Here is a 24,248-nt window from a genome sequence, read left to right as displayed (position 1 = left end):
ACGGACGTTGCTCCCCTTTCCCGATGATGGAAAAGGGAGCAAGGATGCCGCTGGGATCGACGAACGAGCGGCGCATGCTGCTGCTGGGCCTGGCCGGTTCCGGACTGCTCGCTTCCTGCGCGGTCGTGCCGCCGGAGGCCTCGCGCGACCAGGACCAGGGCGACCTGCTGTGGCCCGCCCCGCCGGAGCAGCCCCGCTTCGCCTACGAGACGGCGCTGCGCAACCTCGGCGACATCACCGAGCCCACCGAGGAAGAGAAACTGCGCGCCCGCCTGACGGGCGTGGGCCGCGCCGACGGCAAGGCCCTCGCCAAGCCTTCCAGCATCGCCGCCCGCGAGGGCCGCATCTTCGTGGGCGACTCCATCCGCCGCAGCATCCTGGTCTTCGACGTGCCGCGGCGCAAGGTGTTCCAGTTCGGCCTGCGCCCTCCCGGCACCCTGGCGAAGCCGACGGCGATCGCCCTGGACCGCGGTGGCAAGCTCTACGTGGCCGATGCCAGCCTGCGCAAGGTGTTCGTCTACGACCGCCTCGGGCTGCACCTGCAGACCATCGGCCAGCCCGGCGAACTGCACCGCCCCACCGGCGTCGCCGCCAGCCCCGACGGCAGCCTCGTCTACGTGATCGACCGCTCGGACAACGAGAGCGAGCAGCACCGCGTGATGATCTACGACGCCGAAGGCAAGCTGGTGCGCGAGCTGGGCCGGCGCGGCCGGCGCGAAGGCGAGTTCAACCTCCCGGTGCAGGCGGCCGTCACCGGCGACGGCCTGCTGCACGTGCTGGACGCGGGCAACTTCCGCGTGCAGACCTTCGATGCCGAAGGCAAGTTCCTGCGCAGCTTCGGCCAGGTGGGCACCGGCCTGGGCCAGTTCGCGCGCCCGCGCAACCTGGCCTGCGACGACGACGGCCGCCTCTACGTGACCGACGGCGCCTTCGGCAACCTGCAGATCTTCACGCCGGCGGGGGAACTGCTGCTGGCGGTCGGCCGCGGCAGCCGCCGCGACCTGCCGGGGTGCTACGGCCTGATCAGCGGCGTGGCGGTGGACGAGACCGGCCGCATCTACGTGGCCGACCAGCTGTTCTCGAAGGTGGAAGTGCTGCGGCGCCTGTCCGACCAGGAAGGCCGCAAGCTCCTGCAGGCCAGGGGCTGAAGCACCGCGCGGCCCGTGCCGCGCGGCGTCCCCGTCCTACTTGGAGTGGCAGGTCAGGCACAGCGCGCTGGCCGTGTTGGCCACGCGCAGGAAGGTCGGGTTGAACTGGCTGCCCGTGCCGCCGGAAGGCACGCCGTGCGGATCGTGGCAGGAGGCGCATTCCACCTCGTAGCCTTCGCCGCTGTCGTACAGGCGCACTTCGTTGGTGTCCGGGCGCTGGTTGGCATTGCGCTCGAACCAGGCCATGCCGATCCGCGAGCCGGTGGGCGGGTTGAAGTCCACGCCCGGCGCCACCGTCGGGAATCGCACGCCCACCGGGTGGTCGTTGCGCAGGTCGGTGCCGATCACGAAGAGGGTGAAGTCGGTGGCGCCGGCCTTGGTGATCTCTTCGCCGGGGGAATGGCAGGCCAGGCAACTCGTGGCGGGATTCGGGTTCAGTCCGGCGTGCCGGGCAGCATCGGGGCCGCGCGAGTTGTTCCAGGCGTTCAGGAAGGTGTCGCTCTGGGTGCCGGCCTGGGCCGCGTTGTAGCCGCCCGACCCCGGCATGTTGATCACCGAGTCCACGCCCACCTGGCCGTCGTGGCAGGAGAGGCAGGCCAGCGAGTTCGGGCCCGGCTGCGTGACCGCCTGGGTGAGCGAGCTCGTTCCCAGCTGGTTGTAGGTGACGTAGCTGGTCGCCTTGATGGTGCGGTTCCACAGCGGGAGCACGACGTTGCTGTTGGCGCCGTGGGGCGTGTGACAGTACACGCACACTTCCTGGTAGTCGTTGCGGTACTGGTCCATCGTCGCGCCGGCCGGGCCGCCGCCTTCCGCCTGGCGCTGCGTCAGGTTGTGGCGCGTGTTGCCGATGCTGCCGCGGTTGGTGAACTTGGTGGGCACGTCGGTGTCCGCGCCAGCCGTGATCCAGGCCGTGGAGAGCACTGCCGCCACCAGCCCGCCCACGAGCCATCCCCCCTTGAATTTCATCCCCGCCCCTCGTTATTTATTGCAAGGGGGGCGAGACGCAACGCACGTGCCCGAGGGTGGTCCGCTCCTTTGCCCCAGATCAAGGTCCGTCCACGCGCTGGCGGCCGGATCGGGAACCCGGAGGCCCGGGCGGAACTCTCGCGGGCCTGTTTCAGGGTCGCGGCGGCCCGATCCCGCGACCCGCGCGTCGGCGTTCCCGGGTCCGGGAACGCGATTCCCGCGGACGGGAGCCGCGTGGGCCGGCACGGTGCGAAAGAGCCCTAAGGGAAGGAGCGAAAGTGCCGCTGCCGCTACCGAAAGCCCTTATTTGCGATGCTCGACGGCATTGCTACATTGGCCCTACTCGCCATGAGACGGCCCCGCCCAGGCCGCGAACCTTCACGGAGTTCCCGATGCAGCCAACCGAAGGACCCCTGTCGCCGGCCGTGCCCCCCAAGGCACCGCCCACCCCGCACAGCGGCGAAGGGTCGGACAGCGCCCTCGAAGCGCTGAAGCGCGTCCTCCGCGAACGGCCGGCGGCGCGCGATCGGCGCGGGCTCGCGGGTTCCGCGCACCCCGCCTAGGATCCGGCTTCCGCCGGCGCCGCGCAGAACGTGGTTCGCGCATAGACGGCCATGCGCCCCTGGCGGCCGCGGATTTCCAGCTCGTGCCGCTGCCAGTCCCCCGACTCGCCGCCGGCGCGCCGCAGCACCTCCTCCGACACCACGATCCGCACCTTCAGCAGCTTGGTCAGCTCCTGCAGCCGGCTGGCGGTGTTGACCGCATCGCCCACCGCTGTCAGCGTGCGCGTGTCGCGATAGCCCACCGTGCCCACGGCCGCCGTGCCCGCGTGGATGCCGATCCCGAAATCGAGCGGCCGGCGGAATTCAGCCGCCAGGCTGTCGTTGACGGCGGCCATGCGCCGCTCGATCGCCTCGGCGGCCGTCAGCGCCTGGCGCGCCGCGGTCACCGTGTCGGTCTCCAGCCCGAACAGCGCCATCACGCTGTCGCCGATGAACTGGTTGGGGACGCCGCCGGCCTCGCGCACCGCATCGCCCACCGCCTCGAAGTACTGGTCCAGGACGTAGACCAGGTCGAAGGGCAGGTGGTGCTCCGACAGCGTCGTCCAGCGCCTCAGGTCCGCGAACAGCACGACGATCTCGCGTTCCGCGTTCGCCCCCCAGGCTTCGGAGGCCGGCGTGCTGCCGCGCACGGCCGCGAGCGGCCGTACCGCCAGGGGCGCCGTGGGCCGCAGCTGGCAGGCGAGCCGCACCCCGGGGGGCGCGCCGATGCGGGCCAGCGTCGCGGCTTCGTCGGGGTTCGCGGGCGGCAGCGGGCCGGCGCTGGAGAGCACCTCGATGCGGCAGGTGGAGCAGCGCGCCCGCCCGCCGCACACCGACATGTGCGGGATGCCGAAGGCGCGGCTGGCCTCCAGCACCGAGAAGCCCGCCGGCACGTCGACCGCCTGCGCGGGATAGGTGATGCGCAGCACGCGGCCGCCGCTGCGCGCCCAGGCCACCTGCGCCCAGCGGGCCGCGAGCGTCAGCGCGAGCAGGCCCAGCGGCAGGTAGAACACGGTCTCCACCGCGAGCTGCAGCGTCGCGTCCGCCGGGGTGGGCGGGCGTGACTGCACCGGCAGCAGGAAGGCCTCCCGCGCCATCGCGAGATAGCCGGTGAACGCCAGCGTGGGCAGCAGCGTGGCCAGCGCCACCAGCGGGAGCTGCCAGCGTCGCCAGCCGGCGCGGTGGCGGAACGCGAGCTGCAGGCCGAAGCAGGCGTGCAGCCACACGATGCTGATCATCGCCAGCTGGCGCAGGCTGAAGTTGCTGGCCCACATCGAGGCGGTGATGCGCCGGTAGTTGTCGTTCCAGCCGGTCAGCTCCCAGGCCAGGCGCGTCTGCACCATGTGGAAGGCGAGCAGCAGCGGGATCGCGAAGCCCAGGGCGATGCGCGCCAGCTCCAGCGGCGGCATGCGCAGGGTGTGGCGCTCGTACAGCGCCGCGACCGCGAGGCTGAAGTGCAGCAGCAGCGCACCATAGAATGCCGCGGTCGCCGGCGCGCTGCGCCAGAAGGCCACGAACCATTCGCGGCCCGCCTCGGCGGCGGCGAGCGACACCAGGCCCACGGCGTGGTTCAACAGGTGCGTCGCCACGTAGGTCAGCAGGATGAGCCCGGAGGCGAGGCGCAGGGTGCGCGGTCTGGGGTGCAGGGGGTTCAATGGCAACAACGGTTCAGGCGTCGACTTTCGGGCTGCGCAACGTGAAGATCCTGCAGGGGCTCTCCCAGGAGCGCCTGGAGATTCTCGCCGCCCAGTGCGCCTGGCGCACGGTGGAGCCCGGCAAGGTGATTGTGGCGCGCAACAGCCACGACCGCGACGTGCACTTCGTGGTGAGCGGGCGCGTGCGGGTCACCAGCTTTTCCGCCGGCGGCCGGCAGGTCACCTTCCGCGACGAGGAGGCGGGCGAGATGTTCGGCGACCTCGCCGCCATCGACGGCGAGCCGCGCTCGGCCGACGTGCTGGCGCTGGACGGCGTGCTGGTCGCCTCGCTTTCGCCGGAACACTTCCGCGCCCTGATCGCCGCCGAGGACCTGGTGCGCGAGCGCGTGCTGCAGCGCCTGGCGGCCCTCGTGCGGCTGCTGTCGGAGCGCGTCATCGAGCTGAGCACGCTGGGGGTGCAGAACCGCATCCACGCCGAACTGCTGCGCCTGGCCCGCGCGGCCGGCGCCACCGGAGCGCGCGCCCGCATCGACCCGGCGCCCAAGCATGCGGACATCGCGAGCCAGGTGAGCACCTACCGCGAGCAGGTGACGCGCGAGCTGTCGCTGCTGACGAAGCAGGGGCTGCTGGCGAAGGACGGGAACGCGCTGGTGCTGCTGGACGTGCCGAAGCTGGAGCGGATGGTGGAGGAAGTGCGCTCGGAGGCGTGAGCCCGCTGCGAGGCCTGCTTCGGTTCCCGGTGCCCGGGGGCCCGGCTCGCCTTCGGCCAGCCCGTCCGCCACCCGTCGCCGGCCACCGCCGCTAGCATGCGGCATGGCATCCGCTTCCCGGGGCCGCTGGGTGCTCGCAGCCTCCATCCTGGGGTCCAGCCTCGCCTTCATCGACGGGACCGTCGTCAACGTCGCACTGCCGGCGATCCAGCGCGACCTGCACGCCTCCTTGCGCGAGGCGCAGTGGGTCGTCGAATCCTATGCCCTGCTGCTTGCCGCGCTGATGCTGGTGGGGGGCGCGCTGGGCGACCGCCTGGGCCGCAAGAAGATCTTCGGGCTCGGCGTGCTCGTGTTCGCGGCGTCTTCGGTGGCCTGCGCGCTGTCTCGCGATCCGCTGCAACTGATCGCGGCCCGTGCCGTGCAGGGCCTCGGCGGGGCGCTGCTGGTGCCGGGCAGCCTGGCCCTGATCAGTGCGAACTTCTCCGAGGAAGAACGGGGCCGCGCATTCGGCACCTGGGCCGGCTTCAGCGGACTCACGTCGGCGCTCGGCCCCTTGCTGGGCGGGGTCCTGATCGACCGGCTGTCCTGGGCCTGGGCCTTCGCGATCAACGTGCCCGTGGCCGCTGCCGTGCTCGCGATCGCGTGGAAGCACGTCCCCGAGAGCCGCCAGCCGGGCGATCGCAAGCCTCTCGACCTCGCGGGCGCCGTGGCGGCGACGCTGGGACTGGGCGGCTGCGTGTTCTTCTTCATCGAGGCGCCGACCAGGGGCTGGGGCGCGCCCCTCGTGCTCGCCGCGCTGGCGGCCGGCCTCGCCGCACTCGTCGCCTTCGTCTTCCTGGAGCGGCGGCAGCCCGCCCCGATGCTGCCCCTGGCCATGCTGCGCAACCGGAACTTCGCCGCGTCCAACCTGCTGACACTCCTGCTGTACGCCGGGCTGGGCGGCGGCCTGTTCTTCCTGCCGCTGGACCTGATCCAGATCCAGGGCTTCTCCGCGACTGCTGCGGGCGCCTCGCTGTTGCCCTTCGTGGCGATCATGTTCCTGCTGTCCCGATGGGCCGGCGGCGTGGCGGACCGGCGCGGAGCACGGCTGCCGCTGATCGCGGGGCCGCTGCTGGCGGCCGCCGGCTTCGCGCTGCTCGCCGTGCCCGGCACCTCGGCGCGCTATGTGTCCGGCTTTCTCCCGGGCATCGCGGTGCTGGGGCTGGGCATGGGCATCGCCGTCGCGCCGCTGACAACGGCGGTGATGAATTCGGTCTCTTCGGACGCGGCGGGAACGGCATCGGGCATCAACAACGCGGTGTCCCGTCTGGCCGGCGTCCTGGCCATTGCCGTCTTCGGGGCGCTCATGGCAACGGTGTTCGAGGCGCACCTGCGTTCATCCATGGCCGACCTTCCGGGCGGCCTCGGCGAAGCCCTCTGGCAACAGCGCCACCGGCTCGCCGCCATCGAATTGCCTGCCGGCACGGCCGATGCGAGGGCGGCGCGCGGCGCCGTGCAGTCGGCCTTCGTCGCCGGCTACCGCTGGGTCATGGTCGTCAGCGCGGTCCTGGCGGCGGCCAGCGCCGGGGTGGCCGCCCTGTGGATCGACAGGGAGCGCGCGCAGTGAGGCGCAGCTGAGCCCCTACTCGCGCGGGTTCTCGCCCGACGGGCCGGCGGACGGCCGGTCCAGCGGATCGCGCGCGGGCCGCTTCGGGTCGCTCGCCATCGCATGCTGGCGGGCCGAAGCCGCAGGCATCGAACTCCAGGCACCGCTGCGGTCCGGCGCGGAGCGCTCGCGCACGGCGGCCGCGCCCAAGCCTTCGGTGTGCACGGCGACACCCGCCTCGTAGACCATCTTGCCGCCGAGCCAGCCCGAGACGAGCAGCATCGCGATGGCGACGAGCGACAGGAGCAGCGCGGTGCCTCCCGGCGCCGCGGCAGCCTGGTCCCTCCGGATCCAGACGTTGACGACGTACAGAGCGACGATCGTGAGGTTCAGGCCCATGTGCTTCAGGGCCGTCGGGCGGATCGGCGTGTGGCGCAGCGACAGCAGGTCCACCAGCCCCGGAAGCGCCGCCGCGAGCGCGCCGATGATGCCGCCGACCATGGCGTAGAACGAGGTCGTGGCCCACGCGGCCGGCGCGCTCGATCCCATCGCGAGGAAGTCGCAGACGAGCGAAAAGATCCAGAGGCCGATCGGAATGGGGACCAGCATCGGGTGGATCGGGTGTCCTGCGATCTGTGCAGGTGTGCGCATGGCGTTCTCCATTTCGGTTGCGTGGGTCGACTCTGGAACGGCCACGAAGCGGGGAACGTAGGACGTTTCTGGGAGGTGAAACGCTCCGCGTCCTGCGTCGCGCGACGCGGCCCCAGCGTTCGCTCGGGACGGGCTCGACAGGAGCTCGTCGGCTCGCTGCGCCCCGCCTTCCGAATCCGGTGCGCAAACGCACATTCGCGCAAGGGGGGTCTCTCCAGAATTCGGGCTGTGGACACGACGTTCCACCCCACTTCTGAAAGGAAACCCACCATGAACCGCACCATCGTCATCGCCGCCCTCTCTTTCGCCGCTGCTTCTTCTGCCTTCGCGGAGAGCCCGATCGTCGACAGCACGCCCTTCGTCTCCTCGCGTGCCCGCGCCGACGTGCAGGCCGAACTGCAGCAGTACAAGGCCGCCGGCGTGAACCCCTGGGCCCAGAGCTACAACCCGCTGCGCGGCTTCCAGAGCACGAAGAGCCGCCAGCAAGTGACGGCCGACTACCTGCGGTCGCGCGACGAGACGGCGGCCCTGACCGGCGAGGACAGCGGCTCGGCCTGGCTGTCGGCCCGCACGCCCAGCATCGCCGCCCCGGTGCTCGCCGGCCAGCCCGTCAACGCGCAGTGAGCCAGTCCATGGCGGACATGACCAGCACGCGCGTCCCCGCCCCAGGGCAGAGGGCGCGGCGGCTGGTCCGCCATCGGAGCGTTCAGTAGCCCAGGCGCAGCGTGCCCTGGCGCATCCCACCCACCTTGCCTTCGCGCAGCCACTCCACGGTCGCCTGAAAGAGCAGGCGGCGGTTCTTCTCCCACATCGCGTTGTGCGACGAGCAGCCCAGGTCGACGAAGACCTTGTCGGCGCCGCCCCAGTCCTCGTACAGCTCGCGCACCCGCTTCGGGTCCACCTGCTTGTCGTGCTCGCCCGCCACCATCAGGAAGGGCATCTGCAGGCGCGCCACCGCGGCCTGGTTGAAGCCCCAGGTCGGCACCGCCGGCGCGCGGCGCACGCCCGGTCCCCACTTCGCGCCGGCCGGGTCGGACTCCAGCATCTCGTCGAAGATCCCGGCGGCGGCCCGCGCGTCGTACTGCGCCGGGCAACCCACTTGCCGGTCCCAGTTGGCGAGGAAGTCCGTGCGTGACTGCACCGTCATCGAGCCTTCCAGGCGCGGCAAGGGGCTGGGCGCCTGGGGCGCCGAATTGCGCGTGTACGCCGGCGCGAGCACCACGATGCGGTGCACCTTGTCCGGGTGGAGCGCCGCGTAGCCCGCGATGCGCGGCCCGCCCTGCGACCACCCCACCATCGACACCCGCTCCACCCCGCGCAGGGCGCGCACGAAATCCACCGCCGCGTCGATGTCCTGCCAGTCCGAATCCATGGTGGTGATCGGCGTCGGATGCGAGGGCTCGCAGGGCGCGGCGATCAGGCCGGGAACGAAGTTCGCCTGCTGCGCCTTCGCGACGTTGCACGGATCGCTCATCGCGGGGGGACGGGTGGAGCGGCCGTAGCCCGTCATGTCCAGCGCGAACACGTCGAAGCCGGCCAGCGCGACGTGCGCGAGCCAGCTGTAGTCGCTGCGGCGGGAATCGAAGGACACCTCCGCCGGCGTGCCGGCGCCATGCACGAACAGCACCACCGGCCGCGCGCCGCGCGGCGCCCCGACGGACGGCGCGAGCTCGCGCAGGTACAGCTGCGCCTCCCGTCCGGCGAGCGCCGGCGCCGTCGAGGTGACGCGCACGCGGTGCTCGCTCCCGACGAGCCCCTCCGGGGCGTGCAGCGGCGCCGCGCAGGCGGCGAGCAGGGTGCAGGCGGCGAGGGCCGCCATGGCAGGGAAGCGCATGCTTCGCCCTCCGGCGAGTCGAGACGCGCAGGAGCTTTCCCGGCCGCTCCCCGCGCGTCAATCGGACCAACGTGCAGGTTTCCGGGCCAGCGCGGCTTTGGCGATATAGTGGATACGGCCGCGTTACCCACGCGGCTTCCGGAACGCGCGGCTACCCGCCCTTGCGTTCCGCCCTCCACAATGAGGCGCGACACGATCGCGCGGAGACAACGAATGAGCCAGCACGAGCCATTGCGCTTGCACGTGCCGGAGCCCTCCGGGCGTCCCGGCAGTCCCACCGATTTTTCCTATCTCCACCTGTCCGAAGCCGGCGCCGTGCGGCGGCCCCCGGTGGACACCTCGCACTTCGGCACCCAGGACCTCGCGTACGAGCTGATCCGCGTGCTCGATCCCGAGGGCCGCGCTGTGGGGCCCTGGGCGCCCGAGGTCAGCCCCGCGCAACTGCGCAAGGGCCTGCGCGCGATGATGAAGACGCGCATCTTCGACGCCCGCATGCTGATCGCGCAGCGGCAGAAGAAGATCTCCTTCTACATGCAGTGCCTCGGCGAGGAGGCCATCGCGGTGGCGCACGCGCAGGCGCTGGAGCCCGGCGACATGTGCTTTCCCACGTACCGCCAGCAGGGCCTGCTGCTGTCGCGCGACGACATCCCGATGGCAGAGCTGATGTGCCAGCTGCTGTCGAACGAATGCGACCCGCTCAAGGGCCGGCAGCTGCCGGTGATGTATTCGTACAAGCGGGCCGGCTTCTTCTCGATCTCCGGCAACCTCGGCACCCAGTACATCCAGGCGGTGGGCTGGGCCATGGCCTCGGCGATCAAGGGCGACACGCGCATCGCCTCCGGCTGGATCGGCGACGGCGCCACCGCCGAATCCGACTTCCACAATGCGCTCACTTTCGCCCACGTGTACCGCGCGCCGGTGATCCTGAACGTGGTCAACAACCAGTGGGCGATCTCCACCTTCCAGGCGGTCGCCGGCGGCGAGGCCGCCAGCTTCGCCGCGCGCGGCGTCGGCTGCGGCATCGCCTCGCTGCGCGTGGACGGCAACGACTTCCTCGCGGTGCTGGCGGCCTCCCGCTGGGCCGCCGAGCGCGCCCGCTCCAACCTCGGCCCGACGTTGATCGAATGGGTGACCTACCGGGCCGGCCCGCATTCCACCTCCGACGACCCGTCCAAGTACCGGCCGGCCGACGACTGGGAGCGTTTCCCCCTCGGCGATCCGGTGCAGCGGCTCAAGCAGCACCTGATCGTGCTGGGCGCCTGGTCCGAGCAGGAGCACCAGCAGGTCCAGCTCGAGCTCGAGGCGGAAGTGGCGGCGGCGCAGAAGGAAGCCGAGAGCCACGGCACGCTGCTCGACGGCCACATCCCGAGTGCCGCGACGATGTTCGACGACGTGTACGCCGAGATGCCCGCGCACCTGCGCCGGCAGCGCCAGGAGCTGGGAGTCTGATGATGCTGACCAAGACCAAGGAAGCCCAGGTCGCCGCGGCGGCGGGCGAGGCGAAGCAGATGACCATGATCCAGGCGCTGCGCAGCGCGCTGGACGTGATGATGGAGCGCGACGACAACGTCGTGGTGTTCGGCGAGGACGTCGGCTATTTCGGCGGCGTGTTCCGCGTCACCGAGGGTCTGCAGACGAAGTACGGCAAGTCGCGCTGCTTCGACACGCCGATCAACGAGGGCGGCATCGTCGGCGCCGCCGTCGGCATGGGCGCCTACGGGCTGCGGCCGGTGGCGGAGATCCAGTTCGCGGACTACTTCTACCCTGCCTACGACCAGATCGTGTCCGAGGCGGCGCGGCTGCGGCATCGCTCGGCCGGCGACTTCACCTGCCCGCTGACCATCCGCATGCCCTGCGGCGGCGGCATCTACGGCGGCCAGACACACAGCCAGAGCCCGGAGGCGCTGTTCACGCACGTGTGCGGCCTGCGCACCGTGATCCCGAGCAACCCCTACGACGCCAAGGGCCTGCTGATCTCCGCGATCGAGTGCGACGACCCGGTGGTGTTCCTGGAGCCCAAGCGCCTCTACAACGGGCCCTTCGACGGCCACCACGACCGGCCCGTGACGCCGTGGTCGAAGCACCCGCTCGGCAAGGTGCCCGAGGGCTACTACAAGGTCCCGCTGGAGTCCGCCGCGGTGGTTCGCCCCGGCAAGCAGCTCACCGTGATCGCCTACGGCACCATGGTGTGGGTGGCGCAGGCCGCCGCGGAGGAGACCGGCATCGATGCCGAGATCATCGACCTGCGCTCGCTGTGGCCACTGGACCTGGACACCGTGCTGGAGTCGGTGAAGAAGACGGGCCGCTGCGTCGTCGTGCACGAAGCGACGAAGACCAGCGGCTTCGGCGCCGAACTCTGTTCGCTGGTGCAGGAGCACTGCTTCTACCACCTGGAGGCGCCGATCGAGCGCGTGGCCGGCTGGGACACGCCTTATCCGCACGCCACCGAGTGGGCGTACTTCCCGGGGCCGGCGCGCCTGGGCGCCGCGTTCCAGCGCGCGGTGGAGGCCTGACCATGGGCCTGTACGCCATCAAGATGCCCGACATCGGCGAAGGCATCGCCGAAGTGGAACTGGTCGCCTGGCGCGTGCAGCCCGGCGACGTCGTCCAGGAGGACCAGATCCTCGCCGACGTGATGACCGACAAGGCGACGGTGGAGATCCCCTCGCCGGTGGCCGGCAAGGTGGAAACGCTGGGCGGCAAGCCCGGCCAGCTGATGGCCGTGGGGGCGGAGCTGATCCGGCTGGAGGTGGAAGGCGCGGGGAACGTGCGCGAAGGTGCCCAGGAAACCTCCAGGGCTGCCTCCCACCCTCTCCGCGGGAAGGCAGGGGTCGGGGCGGGCGCTGGCGCGGCGCCCGTTCCGCCCGATTTGAAGGACGACGTCACGCACGAGAACGAGGATGTCCCGGCGCGTGCGCCCAGCGCTCCGACCCCAAGCCTTCGCCAGAGGGGGAGCGAGGAAACCTCCATGCAGCCGCCGCGGGCGACGCCGGCGCCGATGCGTCCGGCAGGCGAGAAGCCCGTCGCCTCGCCGGCCGTGCGCCGGCGCGCCTGGGAGCTGGGCATCGAGCTGCAGTTCGTGCACGGCAGCGGCCCGGCCGGCCGGATCACGCACGAGGACCTCGACGTCTATCTCGCCTCGCGCGGCCAGGGGCCGACCGCCCGCGCCACCGCGCTGCGCCAGCGCCAGGGCGAGGAGGCCGTGCCGGTCATCGGCCTGCGCCGCCGGATCGCGCAGAAGATGCAGGAGGCCAAGCGCCGCATCCCGCACTTCAGCTATGTCGAGGAAGTCGACGTGACCGAGCTGGAAGCGCTGCGCGCGCAGCTCAATGCGAAGTTCGGCGCCAGCCGCGGCAAGCTCACGGTGCTGCCCTTCATCGCGCGCGCCGTGGTGCTGGCGCTGGACGAGTTCCCGCAGATGAACGCGCGCTTCGACGACGACGCCGGCGTGGTCAAGCGCTCGCATCCGGTCCACCTCGGCATCGCGACGCAGACCGATGCGGGGCTGGCGGTGCCGGTGCTGCGGCACGCCGAGGCGCAGGACGTGTGGGGGCTGGCCCGCGAGGTCGCGCGGCTGGCCGACGCCACGCGCGCCGGCAAGGCCACGCGCGAGGAACTCGCGGGTTCGACCATCACCATCACGAGCCTCGGCCCGCTGGGCGGCATCGTCACCACGCCGGTGATCAATCATCCCGAGGTGGCGATCGTGGGCGTCAACCGCATCGTGGAGCGCCCCGTGATCCGCAACGGCGCGGTGGTCGCGCGCCAATTGATGAACCTCTCGTCCTCGTTCGACCACCGCGTGGTCGACGGCATGGACGCGGCGCGCTTCATCCAGGCGGTGCGCGCGCTGCTGGAATCGCCGGCCCTGCTGTTCGTGGAGTAGAAGAATGAAGAACCGCAATACCACGCTGCTGGTGATCGGCGGCGGGCCGGCCGGCTACGTCGCCGCGATCCGCGCCGGCCAGCTCGGCGTGCCTACCGTGCTGGTCGAGGAGGACCGGCTCGGCGGCACCTGCCTCAACGTCGGCTGCATCCCGTCCAAGGCCCTGATCCACGCCGCCGATGAATTCGCGTCGGTGCACGGCTGCACGGGCGAATCGCCGCTGGGCATCCGCGTGCCCTCGGCGAGCATCGACTTCGCGCAGACCCAGCGCTGGAAGGACGGCATCGTCGGCAAGCTGACCACCGGGGTCGGCGCGCTGCTGCGCAAGGCCGGCGTGCAGGTCGTCAAGGGCCACGCCACCCTCGTCGACGGCAAGACGGTGGACGTCGCCGTGCAGGACGAGCCGCTGCGCATCCAGTGCGAGCACCTCGTGCTCGCCACCGGCTCCGAGCCGGTGGAACTGCCCAACCTCCGCTGGGGCGGGCCGGTGATCGGCTCGACCGAGGCGCTGGCGCTGGCGACGATCCCGAAGCACCTGGTGGTGGTCGGCGCCGGCTACATCGGGCTGGAACTGGGCATGGCGTACCGCAAGCTGGGGGCCGAGGTCGCGGTGGTGGAAGCCACGAGCCGCATCCTGCCCGCCTACGACGAGGAACTGGGCAAGCCGGTGCTGGCCAGCCTCAAGCGGCTGGGCGTCACGCTGCATCTCGATTGCACGGCCGAAGGCCTCACCGAGCACGGCAACGGGCTGCGCATCCGCAGCAGCCAGGCGGACGAGTACGTGCTGCCGGCCGACCACATCCTGGTCGCCGCCGGGCGGCGGCCGCGCACCGAGGGATTCAACCTGGAGTCGCTGGCGCTGGACATGAACGGCCGGGCGGTGAAGGTGGATACGCAGTGCCGCACCTCCATGCGCAACGTGTGGGCGATCGGCGACCTCACCGGCGAGCCGATGCTGGCGCACCGTGGCATGGCGCAGGGCGAGATGGTGGCGGAGATCATCGCCGGGGCGAAGCGGCGCTTCGAGCCGGTGGCGATCCCCGCGGTCTGCTTCACCGATCCGGAACTGGTGGTGGCCGGCGCGTCGCCGGCCGAAGCGGCGGCCTCGGGGCAGGAAACCATCGTGGCGCACTTCCCCTTCATGGCCAACGGGCGGGCGCTCAGCATGGAAGCCTCCGAAGGCTTCGTGCGGGTGGTCGCGCGCAAGGACAACCACCAGATCCTGGGCTGGCAGGCGGTGGGCAAGGGCGTGTCGGAACTGAGCGCCGCGTTCTGCCACTCGCTGGAGATGGGCGCGAGGCTGGAGGACGTGGCCGGCATCATCCACGCGCATCCGACGCTCGGGGAGGCGGTGCAGGAGACGGCGCTGCGCGCGCTGGGGCACGCGCTGCACATCTAGACATCATGGGTCGCCCCTCCGCCCGGACGGGGCGCGACCATGATGTCTAGGGCAGCATCCACGCTGCCACGGTGGACACCAGCTCCTCCATCACTTCTTCGTTCGTGCGGCCCGAGCGCTTGAGCACCTCGAAGCCGTGGTCGGCGCCCTCGACCACGTGCAGGGTGGCCAGCTCGCCCAGCGTGGCCGTCGTCCGGCGCACGAGTTCGAGCTCGGCCAGCGCATCGCGCGTGCCCTGCAGGAACAGCATCGGCAGGCGCACCTGCGCGAGGTGATCGGCGCGGTCGACCGCGGGCTTGCCGGCGGGATGTAGCGGGAAGCCGAAGAACACGAGGCCGCGCACGCCGGGCAGCGGCGCGGCCGCCTGCGCCTGCGAGCTCATGCGGGCGCCGAAGGACTTGCCGCCCGCGAACAGGGGCAAGCCCGGCCAGCGCCGTCCCGCCTCGGCGACGGCGGCGCGCACGGCCGCCTGCGCCACCGCGGGCGGATCGGGCCGCCGGGAGCCTTGCTCCATGAACGGGAACTGGAAGCGCAGCACCGCGACCCCGCGCCCGGCGAGGCCGGCCGCGACAGCTGCCATGAAGGCGTGCTGCATGCCGGCCCCGGCGCCGTGCGCGAGCACGCAGGCCGCGCGGGCCGCGGCAGGCTCGTCCGCAAGGGCGGAAACGCTGCCGGCGGGCGGCTGGAGGGTGAGCGGGACAGAGGGCACGCCCGACGATAGCGCAAGCTTGCAAACCCCCGGAACAGGCAGGGTCACGCAACCGGATGGTTGCACGAAATTCCGGCACGCCGCATCATCGTGCAACCAAAAGGTTGCGCAACGCAGCCATTTCCGGGAGTCCCTCATGAGCCAGACCGATACCCCCGACCGCATCGAACGCAGCATCCAGATCGAGGCCCCGCGCGAGCGCGTATGGCGCGCCCTGGCCGACGCCGAGGCGTTCGGCAGCTGGTTCGGCGTCGACCTGAAGGGCCAGCGCTTCGCCGCCGGCCAGCGTGCCCGCGGGCCGATCACCATCGAAGGCTACCGCCACATCATGTTCGACGTGGTGGTGGACCGGATCGAGCCCGAACGCCTGATCTCCTGGCGCTGGCATCCCTACGCGGTGGACCCGAAGGTCGACTACAGCGGCGAGGAGACCACGCTCGTCACCTTCACGCTGGAAGAGGCCGCGGGCGGCACGCTGCTGAAGGTGGTCGAGTCCGGCTTCGACAAGGTGCCGCCGGCGCGCCGCTTCCAGGCCTTCCGCATGAACACCGAAGGCTGGGAGGCGCAGCTGCGCAACATCGAGCGCCATGCCGCGGCGCAGTGAGGCCGGCGCGCCTGCGCGGCCCGAACTCGCGGACGTGTTCTTCGCCCTGGGCGACGCCACCCGGCTGCGCCTCGTCGCGATCCTCTGCGCCGGCGGCGCCTTCTCGATCACGCAGCTCACCGCGGCGAGCGACATCACCCGCCAGGCCGTGACCAAGCACCTGCAGGTGCTGGCTTCCGCCGGCCTCGTGCAGGACCTGCGGGTCGGCCGGGAACGACTGTGGCAGCTGGATCCGACCCAGATCGAGGAGGCGCGCCGCTCGCTCGAGACCATCACCCGGCAGTGGGAGCACGCCCTGGGCAAGCTGAAGGCATTCGCGGAAGGCTAGCGCTGTTCGGACCACGCCCCGCCCGGCCGCCGCACGTAGACGTGCCGGCCCGGGTGGTCGGGCGTGGGGATGCTCAGGACCTGCGCGTGCGGGTCGTCGCAGACGATCTGCGGAAGCGCCCCGGCCATGTTCGGGTTCGAGTAGCGCTGCAGCACCTTGCTGCGCAGCGCCGGATCCGCGCTCTTGAGGGCGGTCCACAGGGAGTCGAGCTGGTCGGGCGAATGGTGCATGCGGTTCAGCCGCTGTAGCCCTCGACCGTGCCTGGGTCGCGCGGCGTGGCCGTATCCGGGTTCTCGCCGAACTCCCGTTTGGCACGGCGCTGGCGCAGCAGGTCCCAGCACTGGTCGAGCTCCACTTCGAGCTGTTGCAGCCGCTTGCCGGCGTCATCGGAAAGCCCGGCCGTGCGCAGCTTGTGCTCTTCATCGATGAGGGCAGAGATGCGCGCGAGGATGGACTGGTCGCTCATGGCAGCACTCCAGGGTCGAATGATCCGGGATCGTAGCGCCGCTTCAGCGGCACTGGTACATGCGCACCCGGATCACGGGGCCGGAGACGACCGCAAAGGTGTCGAGGCAACCGGTGCCGGCATCGCGCGCGTACACCAAGACGAAACCGGGCGGATTGCCCCCGCCGGGAATGTCCAGCAGCAACTCGGGTCTGCCGAACCCGAGCAGCAGTTCGGCCAGGCTGTGGTTCTGCCACTGCCGGTTCAGCTCGGTCTCACGCTCGGCGCGGCCGGCACGCAGCGCGTCCGGCGCGGAAGGCCCGCGCGGAACGTCGCTGCACGCCGCCAGCAGCACGGCTGCGGCACCAGCCGCCATGCACTTGCCGCGACTCCCCAACTCCCTCTCCCTGAGTTGCGGGAGCGATTGTGGGCGGCCGCCGCCAGGCCATGTTGATGGCGCGCAAGCAAGCGATCCGCGCGCTCAGGAGCGGGGCGCCGCCTTCTGTTGCGCGTGGCGCTGCTCCTGCGTCTTGGCCTTGAGCGCGTTGACCTCCTCCACCTTCTCCACCTTCGCCAGCCGGATCGCCGCCTCGCGGTCGTTCTTCGCCTGGTCCATGCACCTGTCCTTCGCGCGGTCCTTCAGCACCGCGCAACGTTGCCTGGCCACGGCGTGGTCGGCGTCGGCGCGCGCGAACTTGACCTTCTTTTCCGTCTCGGGGCCCGGCTCGCGAGCGGCCTCCAGCTGCGCCTTCGCCACCTTCTCCCAGCCCGCCGCCTGCACCTGGCAGACGTCCTTCGCGTTGGCCTGGAAGCGGCCGCAGGCCTGGCGCTGCGCCTTCGCCTGCGCCTCGATGCGGTCCTGCGCCGCCTTGTAAGCGTCCTTGCTCGTGGCGGCCTCGGTTCCGGCCACGACCCCGGCAGCGCCCAAGGCGAGCGCCAGGGCGACGCCCATCAAGTGTTTCTTCCTCTGCTTGAACATGGCATCATCCTGCCCCACAGGGGCTTGCCTGATCAGCAGGCCAGGGCTGCGGATTGCTGTAGTCGACGGTCCGACAGGGCGGTCGGCCCCAGCCGAACATGCACGGATCCGTGCCGGGCCGGATTGTCCCCTGTCGGTCCGGCGGCGCAGCGTCCGTGGCTGAGCCCTCTCGCACAATCGGGGCGCCCCCGGCTCATGGAGCCGGGTGCCATTCCACCAACCCGGAGCCTGAAGAATGGTCCCTCCTTCCAGCGTCGAAGCCGCCGCGCCGTCCCTGGCCGGGCCCCCGTCCGCGCCCCACGTGCCCGGTTACCTCGACAAGACGTACTGGTGGGCCTATGTCCATCCCAAGGCCGTCCACTTTTTCGAGCGCGAGTGGCTGGTCAACCTGATCCTGTTCGGCAACTACCGCCGCCTGGGCGACGCCGCCCTGGCCGAACTCGGGGCGACGGTCGAGGGCCGCACGCTGCAGATGGCCTGCGTCTACGGCGACCTCACGCCGCGCCTGCGCGAACGGCTGGCGCCCGACGCACGGCTCGACGTGGTGGACGTGCTGCCGATCCAGTTGCGCAACCTCGCGGCCAAGCTGCCGCGCGACGAGCGCGTTACGCTGCTGCACGGGGACTCTTCCGCGCTGACTGCCGCCGACGCGAGCTACGACCAGGTGCTGCTGTTCTTCCTGCTGCACGAGCAGCCCGAGCACGTGCGCCGCGGCACGCTGGCGGAGGCGCTGCGGGTCGTGAAGCCGGGCGGCAAGGTGGTCGTGGTGGACTACCACCGCCCGCATGGGGCGCACCCCCTGCGGCCGCTGATGCGGCAGGTGTTCAGGCACCTCGAGCCCTTCGCGATGGACCTGTGGGAGCACGAGGTGCCGCACTTCCTGCCGCCGGGGGTGAAGCCGGCGGCAGTGCGCAGCGCCACCTGGTTCGGTGGCCTCTACCAGATGACGGTGCTGGTCAGGTAGCGCGGCGATCCCGCGCCGCCGCTGCCGGCGGCGGCTTGCGATCCAGGTGCTGGATCGCCGCCACGATCTGCCGCGGGTGCGCCAGCGACGGCGTCATCCCCCAGCGCCGGTAGCAGTCGTTGCCGATGCGCACCATGCCGACGTGGCGGCCGTCCTGCCGGTCCACCTTGGGGTCGGGATCGTAGAAGCCCAGGGCGAGGCGCAGTCGTTCGACATCGCGCGGCTTGCCGGTGAGGAACAGCCAGCCGGGCTGCACTCCGTGCAGGCGCGCGAAGTGGGCGAGGTCCTCGGGGCTGTCCTGCTCCGGCCGGAGCGTGAGCGAGTACATGAAGATGTCCCGCCCGATCCGGTCCTTCAGCATCTCCTGCACCTTCACCAGGTTGTGCGTCGCGGGCGGGCAGGTGTTGTTGCAGCCCGCGTACATCATGTTGACGACGACCAGCTTGTCGCGCACGAGGTCGTCGTAGAAGCGCACCTTGCGGCCCTGGTGCGTCAGCAGTTCCACATTGGGCAGCCCCTCGCGGCGCGGCAGCGCGCTGACCGCCTGCCAGTCGGGTTCGTTCATCACGCCTTCGGCCATGCCCGCCAGCGCGACGGCGCCGGCACCGACCAGTTCCAGGGAGCGGAAGTTCATGTTCGGTCTCCTTCGGCGCTCACACGATGTCCCAGCGCAGCATCATCGCGTGGTCCTCGTGCGTGAGGTTGTGGCAATGCATCATGTACTTGCCGCGGAAGTCCCGGAACCGCAGCAGAATTCGCATCGACATGTTCTCGCCGACCACGTAGACGTCCTTGCGTCCGCGTTCGTGCGGCGGGATGGGCACCGGAACGCCGTTGACCGTCTTGCTGAGGATGCGTCCCTCCTCGAAGTGGATGTGGATCGGGTGCTGCCAGCCGTTGTCCAGGTTGAACAGCTCCCAGATTTCCATGCTGCCCTGGGCGGGCGTGATGGTGGGCTCGAAGACGTTGAAGAAGCGGCCGTTGATGGCCCACATGCCGCCGGAGCGCTCGAAGTTGAAGCGGCGCACGGGAAGGGTCGCGAGTTCCGCGGCACTGGGGAGGGGCCGCAGCAGGCGCAGCTGGGCCGGCACCTGGCTCGTATCCGGCTCGGCCGGATTGCGGTCCACCACGAACTTCAGCACGCGGGTGCCGGGGGCCTGCACCTTCTCGGGACGGCGCGTGGTGCTCTGCACCAGCATGTTCACCAGGAACAGCTCGGTGCCGAGCGGGAAGCGCGAGAAGTCGATCACGATGTCCGAGCGCTCGGCCGGCGCGATGCGCACGCCGGTCTGGTTCGGCAGCGGCGCCGGGAGCAGGTTGCCGTCGGCGCTGATGACGGTGTAGGTGTAGATCGCGTTGGCGCCGCGGTTCTGCAGGTACAGCTCGTAGAAGCGCGTCGGGCCGGTATTGAGCAGGCGGAAGCGGTACTTGCGCCGCGCCACCCGCAGCACCGGCTCGATCTTGCCGTTCACCAGCACCTTGTCGCCCACCACCCCTTCGGGGTTGAGCTGGTCGAAGGTGAGGCGTCCGTCCACGTCGAAGCGCCGGTCGCCGAAGGTGAGCGGGTAGTCGTAGGGCCCGCTGGGCAGCCGCAGGCCGGTGCGCTCGTCGCCGGAGTCGAGGTCGTCGAAGATGTTGTAGCGCCCCGACAGGCCCCTGAGCACGTTGGGCGCGGTCACTCCCTCCGTGTGGTCGTGGTAGAAGAGCGTGCCGAGCGCCTCGCGCGGGTCGCCGATGCCGCCGAATTCGTCGATGCCGGCGTAGAGGTTCGGATAGAAGTGGTCGCGGTAGGAGCCCGGCGAAGTGAGCGTGGGTCCGGCCTTCGTCGCGCTGAAGTAGTCGCCGGCGAAGCCGTCGCTTTCCGAAGGCGTGTGCAGGTTGTGCAGGTGCGTGGAGATCTCGGGCGAGCCGAAGCCGCTCGCGAACTGGGGCAGCGCATTGCGGATGCGGCACATGATCGGCTTGCCGTAGCGCGCGTGGATGGTCGGCCCCGGCGTCGTCGCGCCCGGCGTGTTGCCTTCGAAGCCCCAGATCGGCTGCGCCGGGTAGTAGGGGTTGTCGGCGTTGAAGTACCAGGAGGGGTTCTCCTTCGCGGTCAGCTGGTACTGCACGGGCGTGCGTCCCGCCGGCGAGGTCAGCTCCGCGTAGCGCTGGTGCGGCACGCGCCCGCACTCCCCGGCCGCGAGATTGGAGGAGAGGGTGGGCACCGGGTTCAGCGTGGTGGGCGCGAGCGGCGTGTCCTGCAGGGGCAGTTCCTCCACCCAGGGCGTGGTCGGCGGACTGGGCGGCAGGACCGCGACCTGCGCCTCGCTCTTGCGCGGGAGCAGCAGCAGGGGCGCTGCCGCGGCCGAGGCGGTCAGCAGGGTGCGGCGAGTGACGTTTCCATGGTCCATGATGAGCTCTCCTCGGGCTGGTTTCACATCTGGCGGCCGGCGCGCCGCAACGTATTCATGACGGGCTCGGCCAGGTACTGCAGGGCGGTCTGCTGCGTGCCTTCGATGTAGACCTCGGCCGACATGCCGGCCTGCAGCTTGAAATCGCTGATCGCCTTGGAGAGGGCGTCGGTGTTCGCCACGACCGACACGGTGTAGTACGGCTCGCCGTTCTGCCGGTCGGCCATCCGGTCGGCCGCCACGTAAGTGACCTTGCCTTCGACCATCGTGGTGTTGCGGTAACGCAGGGCGGAGAACTTCACGCGCGCGAGTTGCCCCACGTGGACGTTGGCGATGTCCTCCGGGCGCACGCGAGCTTCCACCATCAGTTGCGTGTCGCTCGGCACGATGTCGGCGATGGTGTCGCCGGCACGCAGCACCGTGCCGGGCGAGGTGACCTTCAGGTCCATGACTTCGCCCGAGGCCGGCGCCACCACGACCTGCCGGCGCGCGGCGTCGTCCGACTTGCGCAGTTCCTGTTCGACCTCGCCGAGGCGCTGGGTGGTCGCCTTGAGCTGGTCGGCGGCGGCCTTGACGTAGTCGTTGTGCAGCGACTGGATCTTGAGATCCAGTTCCACCATCCGCTGGCCCGCGCGCGCGAGCTCGCCGCGCCGCTCCTCGAGCTTGGAGGCGTAGTCCGCGATGGTCGCCTCGAGCTGCGAGATGCGGCTGGTCGAGATGAAGCCTTCGCGCACCAGCCCGCGGTTGGATTCGAGGTCGCTGCGCTGCAGCTCGAGCGACTTCTCCGCCTGTGCGATCTGCGCGCGCACTGCGCGGATCTCCTGGTCGATGCGTTCCCGTTGTTCCCGCATCGTGGCCGTCGCGCTGTCGAGGGCATGGCGCTGGGCGCGGAAATGCGTTCCTTCCTTCTGCAGCGCCTGGTCGATGCGCGGGTCCTGGCGAGCCGCGTCGAGCAGGTCCTTCGGAAAGCGCAACTGGGCGGTCATCCCGTATTCGGCCTCGAGCCGGACCAGCGCCGCGCGCTCGACCAGGACGCGGTAGTCGAGGCGGTTGCGTTCCGCGTCGACGCGCACGTCGCCCAGCACCAGCACCGGGTCGCCGGCGTTGACGTGCTGGCCGTCGCGCACCAGCACTTCGCGCACGGTGCCGCCATCAAGGTGCTGCACGGGACGCCGGTTGAGTTCCACCTTCACGACGGCGGGCGCGACCACCGCCATCGACAGCGGCGCCAGCCCCATCCACAGCCCCATGGGCAGCAGGGCCCCGAGGATGATGAAGAAGCCGGCGTGCATCAGGCGCTGCGTGTGGCGCGTGGTCGTGGGTGCGGGAGCCGCCGTCGCAAGCGCAAGGGTCGGAGAGTTCATGTCATGCCTCCTCGTATGTTTCGCTCAGGCCGCCTTGCGGTCCGCCATGGCCTGGGCCTGCCGCTGCATTTCGCGCAGCACTTCGGACGCCGGGCCGAACTGCTGGATGCGCCCCGCGCCCAGCACCATGATCTTGTCCACGTGCGCGATGAGCGAGGGCCGGTGGGTGACCACCACCGTGGTCACGCCCGCCTTGCGCAACCCGCCCATCGCGGCGGCCAGTGCGGCCTCGCCCGCGGCGTCGAGGTTGGAGTTCGGTTCGTCCAGCACCACGAGCTGCGGGTTGCCATAGACGGCGCGCGCGAAGGCGATGCGCTGGCGCTGGCCCGGCGACAGGCGCGAGCCGTGCTCGCCGACCGGCGTGTCGTAGCCCTGGGGCAGCGTCAGGATCAGCTCGTGGGCGTGGGCGCGCATGGCGGCGTCCACCACCGCCTTGGAGTCCACCTCGTCCAGCCGCGCGATGTTTTCCGCCACGGTGCCGTCGAACAGTTCCACGTCCTGCGGCACGTAGCCGATGTGGGGACCGAGCGCCGCGCGCGGCCAGTGGGCGAGGTCGGCCCCGTCCAGGCGGACGCGTCCGGCGGAGGGGATCCACACGCCGGTGATCAGTCGCGCCAGCGTGGACTTGCCGGCCGCACTGGGGCCGAGGATGGCGAGCGCCTCGCCGGGGGCGAGCTGGAAGCCGACGTTCGACAGCACCGGCGTCTCCATGCCGGCCGGCCGGAACGACACGTTCTCCGCCGCGATGTGCCCCTGCGGGCGCGGCAGCGCGAGGCGGGGCTCGTCGCTGGCGAAGTCCTTCGACAGTTCGGCGAGCCGGCGGTACGCGGCGCGCGCCTCGACCAGCACGCGCCAGCTGCCCACCAGCTGTTCGACCGGCTGCAGCGCCTTCCCCAGCAGGATGCTGGTGGCGATCATGATGCCGGGCGAGGCCTGCTGCGTGATCACCAGCCAGGCGCCCAGCGCCAGCATTAGGATCTGGATCGCCTGGCGGGCGAACTTGGTCAGCGCCAGGAAGGCGACGGTGCGGCGGCCGACGCGGTGCTGCGCGATGCCGATCTGGTTCTGCAGGCGGCGCCAGCGTCCCAGCAGGCGCTGCGTCATGCCCAGCGCCTGCAGGATCTCGGCGTTGCGCAGCGAGTTCTCCACGTACTGCGACGCCCGCCGGCCCTCCTTCTGCAGCTGTTCCAGCAGGCGGCTGCTCAGGCGGTCGTTCAGCCAGGCCAGGATGACCATCACCGTGCTCGCCAGCATGGCGCCGAGGCCGAGGAAGGGGTGGAAGACCCAGATCACCGCCACGTAGACGACCACCCAGGGCGCGTCGAACAGGGCGATGAGCGCGTTGGCCGAGAACATCGCGCGCAGCGCCGCCACGTCGCGGATGCCTTCGGTGCGGGTGCTCCCGGGCGCGCGCGCCGCGCGCTCGACGATCGCGTGCACGACCGGCGGCGACAGCTGTTCGTCCAGCAGGGTCCCTAGCAGGTTCTGCAGCCGGGTGCGCACGTAATCGAGCAGCATCAGGATGAACAGCGCGATGCCCGTGCCGAGCAGCAGGACCAGCAACGTCTCGCGGCTGCTGGTCGAGATGACGCGATCGAACACCTGCAGGGAAAAGAAAGCCGGCGCCAGGAACAGCAGGTTGATGGCGAAGGAGAACACCGCGATGGAGACCATCAACGGGCGCAGCAGGGTCCACAGGGAGCTCATGGGTGTTCTCCGTCTTTCCTGTTCGTGTCGTGGGTCGGGCGCCGGGGGCTTACAGAATGGAAGGCGCGTCGGTGTCGTCCCGCGCCGCTTCTTCCAGGGCCTTGACGCGGCCGCGCAGGTTCTCGATCAACAGGACCTGCCGGACGTAGGCACGCGTGAGCTCCTGGACGATCTCGCCGAGGTCGTCGACCGCCGTCGTCATCTGATCGCGCCTGGACCTGACGTGCTGCATGCGCGCCATGACCGCGGGGGCGAGTTCGCGCGGCTCGCTGGCCGTGCGCATGGATCTCCGGACTTCGAGGGGGGCGCTCGGCTGCTGCGCAGCCTGCGCTGGGGTGCCATCAGGGGTGTTCACTTGCTCGTCCATGATTCGCTCCTT

General features: G+C 70.8%; 25 protein-coding genes. 11 read left to right on the top strand and 14 right to left on the bottom strand.

Going from position 1 to position 24,248, the window contains the following annotated elements; all coding sequences use genetic code 11:
• Positions 1-44 precede the first annotated feature (44 nt).
• Entirely contained in the window at positions 45-1,148 is a 1,104-nt protein-coding gene (locus JJ685_RS11330; protein ID WP_201674336.1) for a 6-bladed beta-propeller, read from the top strand.
• Positions 1,149-1,184: 36 nt separating this feature from the next.
• Here the strand turns inward: JJ685_RS11330 and JJ685_RS11325 are convergent, their stop codons facing one another.
• Together JJ685_RS11325 and JJ685_RS11320 are read right to left on the bottom strand one after the other, a co-directional pair.
• Positions 1,185-2,114, bottom strand: coding sequence for a cytochrome c3 family protein (locus JJ685_RS11325; protein WP_201674335.1), 930 nt, complete (start codon positions 2,112-2,114; stop codon positions 1,185-1,187).
• A 559-nt stretch (positions 2,115-2,673) separates the two neighbouring features.
• Positions 2,674-4,317: an adenylate/guanylate cyclase domain-containing protein gene (locus JJ685_RS11320; protein ID WP_236598880.1), complete on the bottom strand. Its 1,644-nt coding sequence runs from the start codon at positions 4,315-4,317 to the stop codon at positions 2,674-2,676.
• On the opposite strand from JJ685_RS11320, the gene JJ685_RS11315 reads away from it, so the two are divergent.
• Positions 4,311-5,021, top strand: coding sequence for a Crp/Fnr family transcriptional regulator (locus JJ685_RS11315; RefSeq protein WP_201674333.1), 711 nt, complete (start codon positions 4,311-4,313; stop codon positions 5,019-5,021). The two genes, JJ685_RS11320 and JJ685_RS11315, sit on opposite strands and share 7 nt — an antisense overlap.
• 103 nt (positions 5,022-5,124) lie before the next feature.
• Positions 5,125-6,627: an MFS transporter gene (locus JJ685_RS11310; RefSeq protein WP_201674332.1), complete on the top strand. Its 1,503-nt coding sequence runs from the start codon at positions 5,125-5,127 to the stop codon at positions 6,625-6,627.
• Between the two features lie 15 nt (positions 6,628-6,642).
• Here the strand turns inward: JJ685_RS11310 and JJ685_RS11305 are convergent, their stop codons facing one another.
• A complete protein-coding gene (locus JJ685_RS11305; protein ID WP_201674331.1) occupies positions 6,643-7,257 on the bottom strand; it encodes a DUF2231 domain-containing protein in 615 nt (204 codons plus the stop codon).
• A 270-nt stretch (positions 7,258-7,527) separates the two neighbouring features.
• On the opposite strand from JJ685_RS11305, the gene JJ685_RS11300 reads away from it, so the two are divergent.
• Positions 7,528-7,881, top strand: a complete 354-nt coding sequence (locus JJ685_RS11300; RefSeq protein WP_201674330.1) for a DUF4148 domain-containing protein — start codon at positions 7,528-7,530, stop codon at positions 7,879-7,881.
• Between the two features lie 82 nt (positions 7,882-7,963).
• On the opposite strand, the gene JJ685_RS11295 is transcribed toward JJ685_RS11300, so the two are convergent.
• A complete protein-coding gene (locus JJ685_RS11295; RefSeq protein ID WP_201674329.1) occupies positions 7,964-9,091 on the bottom strand; it encodes an alpha/beta hydrolase in 1,128 nt (375 codons plus the stop codon).
• A gap of 213 nt (positions 9,092-9,304) precedes the next feature.
• Here JJ685_RS11295 and JJ685_RS11290 point away from each other — a divergent pair, with 213 nt between their 5' ends.
• The 4 genes from JJ685_RS11290 to lpdA are packed head-to-tail and all read left to right on the top strand — an operon-like array spanning position 9,305 to position 14,376.
• A complete protein-coding gene (locus tag JJ685_RS11290) occupies positions 9,305-10,540 on the top strand; it encodes a 3-methyl-2-oxobutanoate dehydrogenase (2-methylpropanoyl-transferring) subunit alpha (protein ID WP_201674328.1) in 1,236 nt (411 codons plus the stop codon).
• A 2-nt stretch (positions 10,541-10,542) separates the two neighbouring features.
• Entirely contained in the window at positions 10,543-11,604 is a 1,062-nt protein-coding gene (locus JJ685_RS11285) for an alpha-ketoacid dehydrogenase subunit beta (RefSeq protein WP_408015469.1), read from the top strand.
• Between the two features lie 2 nt (positions 11,605-11,606).
• Positions 11,607-12,977, top strand: a complete 1,371-nt coding sequence (locus tag JJ685_RS11280) for a dihydrolipoamide acetyltransferase family protein (protein WP_201674327.1) — start codon at positions 11,607-11,609, stop codon at positions 12,975-12,977.
• Between the two features lie 4 nt (positions 12,978-12,981).
• Positions 12,982-14,376, top strand: coding sequence for a dihydrolipoyl dehydrogenase (gene lpdA, locus JJ685_RS11275; RefSeq protein ID WP_201674326.1), 1,395 nt, complete (start codon positions 12,982-12,984; stop codon positions 14,374-14,376).
• 46 nt (positions 14,377-14,422) lie between these two features.
• Here lpdA and JJ685_RS11270 read toward each other — a convergent pair whose 3' ends face one another.
• On the bottom strand, positions 14,423-15,085 hold the full coding sequence (locus tag JJ685_RS11270) for an alpha/beta hydrolase family protein (RefSeq protein WP_201674325.1): 663 nt from the start codon (positions 15,083-15,085) through the stop codon (positions 14,423-14,425).
• A 136-nt stretch (positions 15,086-15,221) separates the two neighbouring features.
• Here JJ685_RS11270 and JJ685_RS11265 point away from each other — a divergent pair, with 136 nt between their 5' ends.
• A complete protein-coding gene (locus tag JJ685_RS11265; protein WP_201674324.1) occupies positions 15,222-15,689 on the top strand; it encodes an SRPBCC family protein in 468 nt (155 codons plus the stop codon).
• Positions 15,673-16,017, top strand: a complete 345-nt coding sequence (locus JJ685_RS11260; RefSeq protein WP_201674323.1) for an ArsR/SmtB family transcription factor — start codon at positions 15,673-15,675, stop codon at positions 16,015-16,017. Before JJ685_RS11265 ends, JJ685_RS11260 begins: the two co-directional genes overlap by 17 nt.
• On the opposite strand, the gene JJ685_RS11255 is transcribed toward JJ685_RS11260, so the two are convergent.
• From JJ685_RS11255 to JJ685_RS11240, 4 genes are all read right to left on the bottom strand, one after another.
• Positions 16,014-16,247 (bottom strand): hypothetical protein, encoded by a 234-nt coding sequence (locus JJ685_RS11255; protein ID WP_201674322.1) that lies wholly within the window; start codon positions 16,245-16,247, stop codon positions 16,014-16,016. The genes JJ685_RS11260 and JJ685_RS11255 overlap by 4 nt on opposite strands.
• Positions 16,248-16,252: 5 nt before the next feature.
• A complete protein-coding gene (locus JJ685_RS11250; protein ID WP_201674321.1) occupies positions 16,253-16,483 on the bottom strand; it encodes a DUF2630 family protein in 231 nt (76 codons plus the stop codon).
• Between the two features lie 43 nt (positions 16,484-16,526).
• On the bottom strand, positions 16,527-16,838 hold the full coding sequence (locus tag JJ685_RS11245) for a hypothetical protein (protein ID WP_201674320.1): 312 nt from the start codon (positions 16,836-16,838) through the stop codon (positions 16,527-16,529).
• A gap of 105 nt (positions 16,839-16,943) precedes the next feature.
• Positions 16,944-17,441 (bottom strand): hypothetical protein, encoded by a 498-nt coding sequence (locus tag JJ685_RS11240; RefSeq protein WP_201674319.1) that lies wholly within the window; start codon positions 17,439-17,441, stop codon positions 16,944-16,946.
• 235 nt (positions 17,442-17,676) lie between these two features.
• Here JJ685_RS11240 and rquA point away from each other — a divergent pair, with 235 nt between their 5' ends.
• The gene (gene rquA / locus JJ685_RS11235; protein WP_201674318.1) at positions 17,677-18,405 is read left to right on the top strand and encodes a rhodoquinone biosynthesis methyltransferase RquA; all 729 of its coding nucleotides are present in this window, start codon (positions 17,677-17,679) and stop codon (positions 18,403-18,405) included.
• On the opposite strand, the gene JJ685_RS11230 is transcribed toward rquA, so the two are convergent.
• Genes JJ685_RS11230 through JJ685_RS11210 form a run of 5 tightly spaced genes read right to left on the bottom strand, consistent with a single transcriptional unit; the run spans position 18,398 to position 24,236 of the window.
• A complete protein-coding gene (locus JJ685_RS11230; RefSeq protein ID WP_201674317.1) occupies positions 18,398-19,039 on the bottom strand; it encodes an SCO family protein in 642 nt (213 codons plus the stop codon). The genes rquA and JJ685_RS11230 overlap by 8 nt on opposite strands.
• 19 nt (positions 19,040-19,058) lie before the next feature.
• Positions 19,059-20,798 carry a multicopper oxidase family protein gene (locus tag JJ685_RS11225; RefSeq protein WP_236598879.1) on the bottom strand — a complete coding sequence of 580 codons (1,740 nt, stop codon included), beginning with the start codon at positions 20,796-20,798 and terminating at the stop codon, positions 19,059-19,061.
• 23 nt (positions 20,799-20,821) lie between these two features.
• The gene (locus JJ685_RS11220) at positions 20,822-22,162 is read right to left on the bottom strand and encodes an HlyD family type I secretion periplasmic adaptor subunit (protein WP_201674316.1); all 1,341 of its coding nucleotides are present in this window, start codon (positions 22,160-22,162) and stop codon (positions 20,822-20,824) included.
• A 24-nt stretch (positions 22,163-22,186) separates the two neighbouring features.
• A complete protein-coding gene (locus JJ685_RS11215) occupies positions 22,187-23,869 on the bottom strand; it encodes a type I secretion system permease/ATPase (RefSeq protein WP_201674315.1) in 1,683 nt (560 codons plus the stop codon).
• Positions 23,870-23,918: 49 nt separating this feature from the next.
• Positions 23,919-24,236, bottom strand: a complete 318-nt coding sequence (locus JJ685_RS11210) for a hypothetical protein (protein ID WP_201674314.1) — start codon at positions 24,234-24,236, stop codon at positions 23,919-23,921.
• Between the last annotated feature and the right edge of the window lie 12 nt (positions 24,237-24,248).

This window comes from Ramlibacter monticola, from assembly GCF_016722785.1.
Lineage (GTDB): Bacteria > Pseudomonadota > Gammaproteobacteria > Burkholderiales > Burkholderiaceae_C > Ramlibacter > Ramlibacter monticola.
The sequence above is the reverse complement of the archived record's forward strand: the minus strand, read 5'-3'. Positions and strand labels throughout refer to the sequence as shown.